Consider the following 9,039-nt stretch of genomic DNA (forward strand, 5'->3'; position numbering starts at 1 on the left):
TGAGACCGCTTACAATAGCCCTCGGACGAAGAAAACGTAGGCGAGTGCGGAAAGAAGCGCGGAAGCAGGGAGCGTGACGACCCACGCGAGGACCATGTCCCGGACGGTCGTCCAACGTACGGCGCTCATGCCTTTCAACAACCCGATTCCAATAATGGCCGAGCTGCTGACGTGCGTCGTTGAGACAGGCAGCCCCATCAAGGCCGAGACGAACACGAGAGACGAGGTTGTGAGATTTGCGGACAATCCTTCGCTGTGATTCATCTGAGTAACCTTTTCAGCCAGAACTTTTGTAACGCGGAGTCCTCCGAGGTAGCTGCCGAGCCCCATGGCCACCGCGACGCCGATGATCGCGGCACTCTGCGCTGCTACGCTGGGCCATGATGCGATGGCGCTCCCGAGCAATAACATCGCGGCAATCTTGGGCGCGTCATTCGTCCCACGCGCCAAGGAGGCCAACCCGCTCGAACACCAATGAATGCTGTCCATTCCAACCATGAGCCCGTTCAGTCCAGCCCGGTCGCACTGAGCAGGAACAGCCATCACAGGTCGCCCCAGCGTCATCGTTTGAAACAGGGTTCGTGTTGCACCCTGTCCATCGATCATGACCAGCGCCCGAGCCGTCGGCATCACACACAGACACGTTCCCTCCCAACGAGCCGCGAGCCTTCGTGTGAGTGGATGCAGCACGAGAGAGAGCGCCAACGCCAGCAGAGGGCTCAGAATGAGCGGCAGCACAATTTTCTTTCCAATCCCCTCCCAGAGCAGTCCCTCTCTCCCAAATGCGATGAGGCCCGCCCCGACGATCGCCCCAGTCAGCGCATGAGTGGTCGAAACGGGCAGTCCGGTCCACGAAGCGACGAGGACCCAGAGCATGGCGCCAACGAGCACGGCCACAACGAGTTTGGGCGAAGCAGAGACGCCAGGTGCCAGCAATCCTTGACTGAAGGTCTTGACCATTGCCGTGGCGATCACTCCTGAGAGCACAGCACCAAGGACCGTCCATGCTGTCCCCCAGAGAATGGCCGTGCGATACCCCGTCACCCCGCTTCCAACAAGGGTGGCGATGGCCTTGGAGACATCATTGGCTCCATTGGCAAACGCCAATGCCAGCAGCAGCACGAATGCGACGACCGAGACATCCATGGATTCGTCCTATCCTCTCGATGCTGTTCCAGCGACCGCCCCGCCGCAGGAGGAGCCTGAGCCGGCTGTACAGCCATAGCAGTGGTTGCGCATGACGATCTGGCGTTGATTCAGTTGAGCCGGATCAAAGTCGCGGATATGGGCAGGCGCGCCCTGGCTCACTGGCAGTTCGAGCATCTGATTGAAGTCGCAGTCATAGAGCGTGCCATCCCACCCGATGGAAATCATTGATCGGCACATCACACCGGCGGCCGCTGTGGGATTGAATGCAGTAGCCAACCGCTCCATATACTGCTCGTAGTTGCCGCTTTCCACGAGAAACTCGAGATATCGACTCACGGGCATGTTGGTGATCGTATAGAGATGGGTGAACTCGACGCCATGGCGAGTCTGGAGTTCCTTATGAAACTGCGCTTCGATGGCCTCTTGCTTGGGAGGGAGAAAGGCGCCGACCGGATTGTGCACGAGATTCAAGAGCAGGCCGCTGTCGGGGCGGCCGTATCCCAGCCCGTTCAACAAGCGCAGAGCCTCGATCGACTTCTCGAAAATGCCGTCGCCGCGCTGCGCGTCGGTCTGGCTGGCGCGGTAGGAGGGCAGCGAGGCGATGATTTCGACCCGATGCGTCGCCAAAAACTCGGCCAAGTCTGCCTGTGAGGGGATCAGGAGCACGGATAAATTACAGCGATCCATCACATGCCGGCCAAGCGCACGAGCCTGTTCAACCAGCCAGCGAAAGTTTGGATTCAGTTCCGGCGCGCCCCCCGTCAGATCGACCGTGGGAATGTCGGTCTTAGCGAGCGCCTGCATGCACAGCTCGGCTGTGTCGCGCGACATGCGTTCGGTCCGATCCGGGCCTGCATCTACATGACAGTGCTTGCAGGTCTGGTTGCAGAGCTTGCCCACGTTGATTTGGAAGACGGTTATCCCAGTGGCTCGAAGCGGGAAGAGGCCGGCTTGTTCGAGCCGAGTCTTAAACGACGCCTGGCCGTGCGTATCGGCCAACAGTTTGAGCTGTTCGGCTGCAGAGGCTAGTGGATGGTGTTCTCCCAATAGGGTCAGCGGCATGTCGAGGCCCTCACAAACACAACAGTCCCTCTCACGAGCCAAGCCACCTCAGCGTACATGCGTCACCGCGGTCAAAACAGTTTCAGGGAAGCGCACCTCGCAACACCCAAAATTCAGGGCCTGCCCTTGCCGATTCGCTAACGCCCGTTGGACGGTCGGAGCGATGCGATAGCAGACCTGCTTGCCGTCCCGGAGCCCTTCGACTAACCCGGCATCGCGAAGAATGCGAAGATGATGGGAGATGTGCGGCTGCGGACAGCGCAATTCTCGCACAAGCTCCGTCACGCATTTCTCCTCGACCAGCAGGGACTCCAGAAGACGCAGCCGGGTCTTATCTGCCAACGCTTTCAGCACCGTGGCACATTGGCCCACGGTGAGGGTGTCGCTTGTTGAGGCACACTTCATCAACAGCAGGCTCCCTCAGGTGAACAGGTGACGGCCCCCCCAGTCACGCGTTGACCGGCGCGATTGAGGATCGCAAAATGCGGGGCATAGCCTTCCGATTCAAGGACCTTGAGGCTCTTAGAGCAAATTTCCAGTGGCTCGCCGCGCCGAAAGACATGATGATCGTCATCCTGCGCTTCCATGAATGGCCCTGCCAGCAAGGCAAAATCGCCTCGCCAGACGCAGGGGGTCTGTTCGGGAAACACCGCGGTCCAGCGTGGATCTGTCTGGTCGAGCGTCACCGGATCTTGTGACAAGACAAACTGTGCGGCAAATGGCGGCTGGCTCAGAAGCCGCGCCGCTTCTGTGGTGAGTGCTTGTGGAATCCCGCGCCGATACGTTGTCCCGAGTTCATCCACCACCCGGCTGAAGGGGCCGCGCAATGTCGCGTAGCGTGGGCCGGATGCCGGGGCATGCGCAGGGAGTTTGTAGCCGGTTAAGGTCACCGAGAAGAAATGGATGCCGTCGATCCGTTGCCAGGGTGACGACTTGATCAGATGGATGCCGGCAAACCCCGCCTCCGTCGTGCCAGCCATATAGTCGGTGAGAGTCAAGGCGCCCGACAGGCAGTCGCCCCATTTCTCCGCATCGTGAACCAGATACTGAGGCACGGGCTGGTCGGCGACAATATCTGAAATCGTGAAACGTCCACCTAATTTGGCGATGCGGAACATTTCGCGGAAGACCTTGCGCTTGTCCGGGGCCAGATTGATCACGCAATTGGAAATAATCAAATCAACCGTGTCATCCTCCACTGGCATGGCATCAGCCAGACCTTTTCTGAACTCAACATTGGAGAACGGATAGCCGAGATTGCCGGCCACGATCACGGCGTTCCTGCGTGCGATCGCCAGCATTGTATCCGTCATGTCGATCCCGATCACACGGCCAGTCGGGCCGACAAGGCGCGAGGCCTCGAAGCAGTCGATACCGCCACCTGATCCGATGTCCAGAACGGTTTCCCCGGCGCGCACGGTTTTCAGACCGGCGGGCGTGCCGCAGCCATAGGAGATCTTGAGGACCTCCTCCGGGATGAAAGTCTTGAGGTGGCTCATGTCATAGCTGGTCGGGCAACACATTTGCTCGCCCGAGCTGGCCGCCCGGGCGTATCGATCACTGACGGCCTGGGCAATGTTCTCTCCTGACATGACTCCCCCGCTAAGTTATGAACATATGGAGATACGTCTATGTATTAACCATTCCTATTCAAGATCAAACCTGCTCTTGTAATAGGTGGATATCTCGATAGGAGCATACAGCGAGAGACACGAGGCTTCTGTAAGCTGGCTTACAATGTTGACGCACCCGGTCTCTTGGCCGTCGAAGCGGTAGAGAAGAGACGCTTGTTCAAGAGAAGGCTTACGGGAGGAAGAATGAAAAAAAGAACGCGTGCCCTCTTGACTCAGTACTATGGTACAGGGTGTAGCGTCTTATCGGAGGTGAGAAGATGACAGTTGAGTGCACTATCGGGCAACTCGCGAAAGCGGTCGGCGTCAACATCCAGACAGTGCGGTACTACGAACGGCTCAGGCTGCTTGGTCCGTCTGCGCGCCGACCATCGGGATACCGGATCTATGGCGAAGACGAGGAACGGAGGCTTCGGTTCATCAAGAACGCTCAAGCACTGGGATTCACGCTGCAAGAAATCGCCGAACTGCTCAAGCTCAGTGTCACGTCGACCGCGCGCTGCGGTGATGTACAACGACGAGCGCAAACCAAGCTGACGCACGTAGAGGCGAAAGTGCGGGATCTGCAAGCGCTCGCCCGGGCGCTTCGGAACCTGATTCGAGACTGCCGGGCCGGGCAGCCGACGGATCGCTGTCCGATTTTGCAGAGTCTGGAGAAGACAGAAAGGAAGGTCAACGATGACAACCGAAAAACGACGCGTTGATGTGTTTACGGCCGGCTGTCCGCTTTGCGAGGAGACCGTCAATTTGGTGCAGTCGCTGGCCTGCCCGAGTTGTGGCATACGAGTTTATGACCTACGAGCGGGCTGCGATACGAACGAATGCCGAGAGAAAGCCAGACGCTACGGAATTACCGCGGTCCGCGCGATTGCAGTCGATGGCGTGCTCTTGGACTGTTACCGACGGGAGCCACTCTCGGCTCACACCTTGAGGGCGGCTGGCATCGGTCAGCCATGAAAAGGGGTCGGATGGAAGAGAATCAGCGTAAGCGACTGCTGTGGACAGGGTTGATTGGCTCAGGGGTTGTTGCCTTGTGTTGTGTGACGCCGATCTTGGTGGTGCTGTTAGGAGTGGTTGGGCTCGGGAGCATCACCGGCTATCTGGACGCAGTACTCCTTCCGGCACTGGTCCTGTTCCTGGGTCTTGCCCTGTATGCAGGAACTCGCCAGCAGCACGCCACGGGGAGGGCCTGCTGCACGCACCATGCATCCGAGAGTCGGGAGGAACGAGGTGTTGAGACAAGGAGAAACGGATGACTGACTGCTGCAAGGCGCCTGCGGAGCCAACGCAACTAGGAGATCGAGTCCTGTGTCCCCAATGCGGCCGCGAAGGCCAGCCGGTCGATCGGACCACCGTTCAGGCTCTGCTCAAGCCTGAGGCACTGGGTGAGGTGAATGGCAGCCAGTATGTGTTCTGTGAGACTCCGCACTGCCCGGTCGTGTACTACGCCGCCGATGGAACTGAGTTCGAGAAGAATCAGGTCCGGGTGCGGGTGGGCCTGAAGGAGACGGAGGATCCGGTTCCGATCTGTTATTGCTTCGGCGTGACGGAGCGGATGATCCACGAGGACATTCAGCGGACCGGACGGTCCTCGGCGTTCGCCCGCATTCGGGCCGAGGTCAAGGCGGGGAACTGCCGCTGCGAGGTGGAGAATCCGTCAGGTCGGTGCTGCCTCGGCGACGTCATCAAGACAGAAAAACTGGCGGCTCAAGTCACTCGATAGGCCAGCGGCCAAGTAGGTTCGGATACCATGATTTCTATCGGTTGCGGCATTCAACCAAGCGGTAACAGATCGGAGGGCAACATGGAAGGTCGACGCCACATTCTCTTGCGAATCGAGGGGATGACCTGCGAAAGCTGCGCGCGCCACGTCACGCAGGCGCTGAAGACCGTTCCTGGAGTGGAAGACGCCCAAGTCGGCGCCTGGCGTGGGGGGCTGGCCACAGTCGTGGCCGGATCAGACGTGACGGATCGCGCGCTCCTGGAAGCTGTACAGCGTTCCGGCTACCACGGGGTGGTCGCTGAGCGGCGCGAACTGGAACCGACTCGTACCGTTCCCTCATCGAAACATCGGGACTACGATCTGATGACGATCGGCGGCGGGTCGGCGGCCTTTGCCGCGGCGATCAAAGCCGCCGAGTCAGGAGCTCGGGTGGCCATTGTGGAAAAAGGCACAATCGGGGGGACCTGTGTCAATATCGGCTGTGTGCCATCGAAGACGCTCATCAAAGCCGCGGAACTCTGCTATCACTCAGCCTACCCACAATTTGAAGGGCTCACCGCTTGTCCCCCGCCTTCGGACTGGCAGCGTGTTGTTCAGCAAAAGGACGAACTAGTCGCCGCGTTGCGCCAAGGCAAGTATGTGGACGTGGCGGCTGTGTACCCCACCATCACCATTCTGAAGGGGGAAGCGAAGCTCATGGGCGGGCGCCAGGTACGGGTCAACGGCACCGTGTATGAGCCTGAGAAAATCGTAGTCGCGACGGGCTCTTCGCCTTGGGCGCCGCCAATACCGGGGCTTCAAGAGGCCGGCTTTCTCACTAGCGAGCAGGCGCTCAGCCTGGAGGCGCTCCCGGCGTCGATGATCATCATTGGCGGAGGCAGTATCGGCCTAGAGTTTGCCCAGCTCTTTACGCGATTCGACGTCCAAGTGATGGTGCTGGAAAGCGGGCCACACGTGGCGAGAGCGGAGGAACCGGAGATCGGGCAAGCGCTCGTTCGATACCTCGAAGAGGAGAAGGTTCGGATCTGCACGAACGTCACGATCAGTCATGTCGAGCGCCGAGATGGAGGCTGCCTCGTGCACACCCAGACCGACGGAAAGCCCGAAGTCTGCCGGGCTGAGCGCTTGCTACTTGCGACCGGTCGCCGCCCGAACACGAGCGGGTTCGGATTGGAAGACGCCGGAGTCGTATTAGGGTCAAAAGGCGAGATCGTGGTAAACGACCACTTGCAGACGAGCAATCCCGATATCTATGCGGCGGGCGACTGTATTGGTGATCCCATGTATGTGTATGTCGCGGCATATGCTGGTGGATTGGCAACCGAAAACGCGCTCAGCGGTGTGGGGAGGGTGTATAACCTCAGTGCGCTTCCGCATGTGACGTTTACCGATCCGCAGATCGCCAGCGTGGGATTCACCGAACGGCAGGCGAAGGCCCAAGGCCTTCGAGTCCAGGCCGCCGTGTTGCCGCTCGAATACGTTCCCCGTGCGCTGGCGTCACGGAACACCAAGGGCCTGATTAAGTTGGTTGCGGAGCAGGAGACCGGCCGCTTGCTGGGCGCGCATGTCCTCGCTGCCGAAGCCGGAGAAGTGATTCAAGAAGCCACGCTCGCGATCCGATTTGGCCTGAATGTCCAGGACCTGGCTGACACGTTTCATCCATACTTGACGATGGTGGAAGGACTCAAGCTGGCTGCGCTGACGTTCAAGAAGGATGTGAGCAAACTGTCCTGTTGCGCTGGGTAGCGGAATTGGGGCGCGAGGGAAAACTCGGCAGGGAGGTGTGGGATGACGGATTGTGGATGGATGCCTATGATGGGACTGGGTCTACTGTTTATGGTGTTGTTCTGGGTGTTCGTGATAGCGGGTATTATTTACCTCGTCAAATGGCTGATGCGGCAGAGGATCGCCACTCGGCCAGAATCGAACCTGGAGGTCCTCAAGAGACGGTATGCCCGCGGGGAAATCACCAAACAGGAGTTCGAGGAAATGAAGCGGGATGTACAGGCATAAGAATGTCTTGTCCCGTGGCGGGCTAGGAACCTATTTCTCAACAAGGAGGTCGCACACGATGTGGCACACAATCAACAGTCTGGTGGTTTTTGTCGTCATCACTTTGCTCACGCCGAGCTTCGTCCCGGCACAACAGGCTGCGCCATCCCGCATTCTGATCCACATGAAAACGTCGCTCGCGCTGGATGACGCCCAGATCTGCGCGGTGCCGAATGTCGCCTGGGCGGCGGTGAAAGCCGGCCACAAGGTGACAATTCTGGTGGATGCGAGCGCGGTGACTTCGGTGACGAAGGGTTTCGGATGGTTCAGGAAACTCATTGGCACTGAGACCACCGCGCTGGATCGCGCTGGTCTGCCTGAGCGAGAACGGCACAGTCTCTCCGAACAGATGGGCGTGCCGCTGGAGCAGGTCCCGCATAACTACGGCGAGTACTTCGACCTCCTGAAAAACAAGCTGGGCGTCGAGATCTACGGCAACCAGACTATGATGCTGCTCTACAAGATCGATCCGACGCGGGTCGCCTCAGCTGTCACGCCCATTCCACTCGCAAGGATAGTGGATGTATTCGCGTCAGCGGACCGAGTGATCGTGTATTAGAAATACCATTGACGGTTGAGATGGACGAGAAATAGACTGACGCCATGCGAGTATGTTCCCATCGCTCCAGGTCGGTTCTCGCCGGGACCATCGTGGGGTTCTTGCTGGCGTTCAGCTTCAATGCCTACGCCTGTCTCCTGCCGCTGCCCGGGACAGCCGATGCCTGGATGGCAAACGGCTGTTCGACCCCCATGGAGCAACCGGCTCGCCAACTGTGCGACGGCTTCAAGACTCTGGGTGTTCTTCATGTGTGATCACCTCCTCTCACCTCTTGACCGGCATCTCTTGTTCCTTCCCGTTTAACCTCCGTCTGCCAGCGCCAGATGACATAGATCGCCGGAATCACCAACAGTGTCAGGAGCATGGCCGAGAACACTCCGCCGACCATCGGCGCAGCCAAACGTTTCATCACGTCCGCGCCGGTCCCTGCGGCCCACATGACCGGAATCAAGCCGAGGATGTTGGCAAGCCCGGCCATCGCCATCGGCCGGATGCGTTCCACGGCGCCGGCCTGTACGGTGTGGATGAGATCCTCCAGCGTCGTCAGTTGTCCCGCCGCCTTGCGGCGTTTACAGGCTTCATCGAGATAGGACAGCATGACGGCGCTGGTCTCGGCGGCCACGCCGGCCAAGGCGATGATCCCCACCCACACGGCGATACTCATGTTATAGCCGAGCCACACCATGTACCAGACACCGCCGACCAGGGAGAGCGGGACGCCCAGCATGACCATCAAGGTTTCGGCGACTGAGCGGAAGGTGAAGTAGTACAGCACGAAGATGATGGCGAGCGTGAGGGGAATGAAGATCGTGAGCCGCTCCCGCACCCGCTGCATGTATTCGTACTGGCCGGACCACATGATC

General features: G+C 59.3%; 11 protein-coding genes. 5 read left to right on the forward strand and 6 right to left on the reverse strand.

Going from position 1 to position 9,039, the window contains the following annotated elements; genetic code table 11:
* Positions 1 to 9 precede the first annotated feature (9 nt).
* The 4 genes from Q8N04_12580 to Q8N04_12595 are packed head-to-tail and all read right to left on the reverse strand — an operon-like array spanning position 10 to position 3,710.
* Complete coding sequence (locus Q8N04_12580) at positions 10 to 1,146, reverse strand: inorganic phosphate transporter (GenBank protein MDP3091508.1); 1,137 nt, start codon at positions 1,144 to 1,146, stop codon at positions 10 to 12.
* 9 nt (positions 1,147 to 1,155) lie between these two features.
* Positions 1,156 to 2,211: an arsenosugar biosynthesis radical SAM protein ArsS gene (gene arsS / locus Q8N04_12585; protein ID MDP3091509.1), complete on the reverse strand. Its 1,056-nt coding sequence runs from the start codon at positions 2,209 to 2,211 to the stop codon at positions 1,156 to 1,158.
* Positions 2,212 to 2,259: 48 nt separating this feature from the next.
* Complete coding sequence (locus tag Q8N04_12590) at positions 2,260 to 2,616, reverse strand: metalloregulator ArsR/SmtB family transcription factor (protein MDP3091510.1); 357 nt, start codon at positions 2,614 to 2,616, stop codon at positions 2,260 to 2,262.
* Positions 2,616 to 3,710, reverse strand: a complete 1,095-nt coding sequence (locus tag Q8N04_12595) for a methyltransferase domain-containing protein (protein MDP3091511.1) — start codon at positions 3,708 to 3,710, stop codon at positions 2,616 to 2,618. Before Q8N04_12595 ends, Q8N04_12590 begins: the two co-directional genes overlap by 1 nt.
* A gap of 392 nt (positions 3,711 to 4,102) precedes the next feature.
* Between Q8N04_12595 and Q8N04_12600 the strand changes: the two genes are divergently transcribed.
* The 5 genes from Q8N04_12600 (at position 4,103) to Q8N04_12620 (ending at position 8,176) form a co-directional block, all read left to right on the forward strand.
* Positions 4,103 to 4,546 carry a heavy metal-responsive transcriptional regulator gene (locus tag Q8N04_12600; GenBank protein MDP3091512.1) on the forward strand — a complete coding sequence of 148 codons (444 nt, stop codon included), beginning with the start codon at positions 4,103 to 4,105 and terminating at the stop codon, positions 4,544 to 4,546.
* Positions 4,547 to 5,094: 548 nt separating this feature from the next.
* Positions 5,095 to 5,565 (forward strand): (2Fe-2S)-binding protein, encoded by a 471-nt coding sequence (locus Q8N04_12605; GenBank protein ID MDP3091513.1) that lies wholly within the window; start codon positions 5,095 to 5,097, stop codon positions 5,563 to 5,565.
* 81 nt (positions 5,566 to 5,646) lie between these two features.
* Positions 5,647 to 7,311, forward strand: coding sequence for a mercury(II) reductase (gene merA, locus Q8N04_12610; GenBank protein ID MDP3091514.1), 1,665 nt, complete (start codon positions 5,647 to 5,649; stop codon positions 7,309 to 7,311).
* 42 nt (positions 7,312 to 7,353) lie between these two features.
* Positions 7,354 to 7,578, forward strand: coding sequence for an SHOCT domain-containing protein (locus Q8N04_12615; protein MDP3091515.1), 225 nt, complete (start codon positions 7,354 to 7,356; stop codon positions 7,576 to 7,578).
* A 58-nt stretch (positions 7,579 to 7,636) separates the two neighbouring features.
* Positions 7,637 to 8,176, forward strand: a complete 540-nt coding sequence (locus Q8N04_12620) for a hypothetical protein (GenBank protein ID MDP3091516.1) — start codon at positions 7,637 to 7,639, stop codon at positions 8,174 to 8,176.
* Here Q8N04_12620 and Q8N04_12625 read toward each other — a convergent pair.
* Positions 8,173 to 8,424 (reverse strand): hypothetical protein, encoded by a 252-nt coding sequence (locus Q8N04_12625; protein ID MDP3091517.1) that lies wholly within the window; start codon positions 8,422 to 8,424, stop codon positions 8,173 to 8,175. The two genes, Q8N04_12620 and Q8N04_12625, sit on opposite strands and share 4 nt — an antisense overlap.
* Positions 8,421 to 9,039, reverse strand: a 619-nt coding sequence (locus tag Q8N04_12630) for an efflux RND transporter permease subunit (GenBank protein MDP3091518.1), incomplete at its 5' end; no start/stop codon positions are given. The genes Q8N04_12630 and Q8N04_12625, both read right to left, overlap by 4 nt.

The sequence above is a fragment of the Nitrospira sp. genome, from assembly GCA_030692565.1.
Lineage (GTDB): Bacteria > Nitrospirota > Nitrospiria > Nitrospirales > Nitrospiraceae > Nitrospira_D.

Coding starts and splice junctions, on each gene's coding strand:
- Q8N04_12580 (MDP3091508.1), bottom strand. CDS start 1,146: ATGGATGTCTCGGTCGTCGCATTCGTGCTGCTGCTGGCATTGGCGTTT.
- arsS (MDP3091509.1), bottom strand. CDS start 2,211: ATGCCGCTGACCCTATTGGGAGAACACCATCCACTAGCCTCTGCAGCC.
- Q8N04_12590 (MDP3091510.1), bottom strand. CDS start 2,616: ATGAAGTGTGCCTCAACAAGCGACACCCTCACCGTGGGCCAATGTGCC.
- Q8N04_12595 (MDP3091511.1), bottom strand. CDS start 3,710: ATGAGCCACCTCAAGACTTTCATCCCGGAGGAGGTCCTCAAGATCTCC.
- Q8N04_12600 (MDP3091512.1), top strand. CDS start 4,103: ATGACAGTTGAGTGCACTATCGGGCAACTCGCGAAAGCGGTCGGCGTC.
- Q8N04_12605 (MDP3091513.1), top strand. CDS start 5,095: ATGACTGACTGCTGCAAGGCGCCTGCGGAGCCAACGCAACTAGGAGAT.
- merA (MDP3091514.1), top strand. CDS start 5,647: ATGGAAGGTCGACGCCACATTCTCTTGCGAATCGAGGGGATGACCTGC.
- Q8N04_12615 (MDP3091515.1), top strand. CDS start 7,354: ATGACGGATTGTGGATGGATGCCTATGATGGGACTGGGTCTACTGTTT.
- Q8N04_12620 (MDP3091516.1), top strand. CDS start 7,637: ATGTGGCACACAATCAACAGTCTGGTGGTTTTTGTCGTCATCACTTTG.
- Q8N04_12625 (MDP3091517.1), bottom strand. CDS start 8,424: ATGAAGAACACCCAGAGTCTTGAAGCCGTCGCACAGTTGGCGAGCCGG.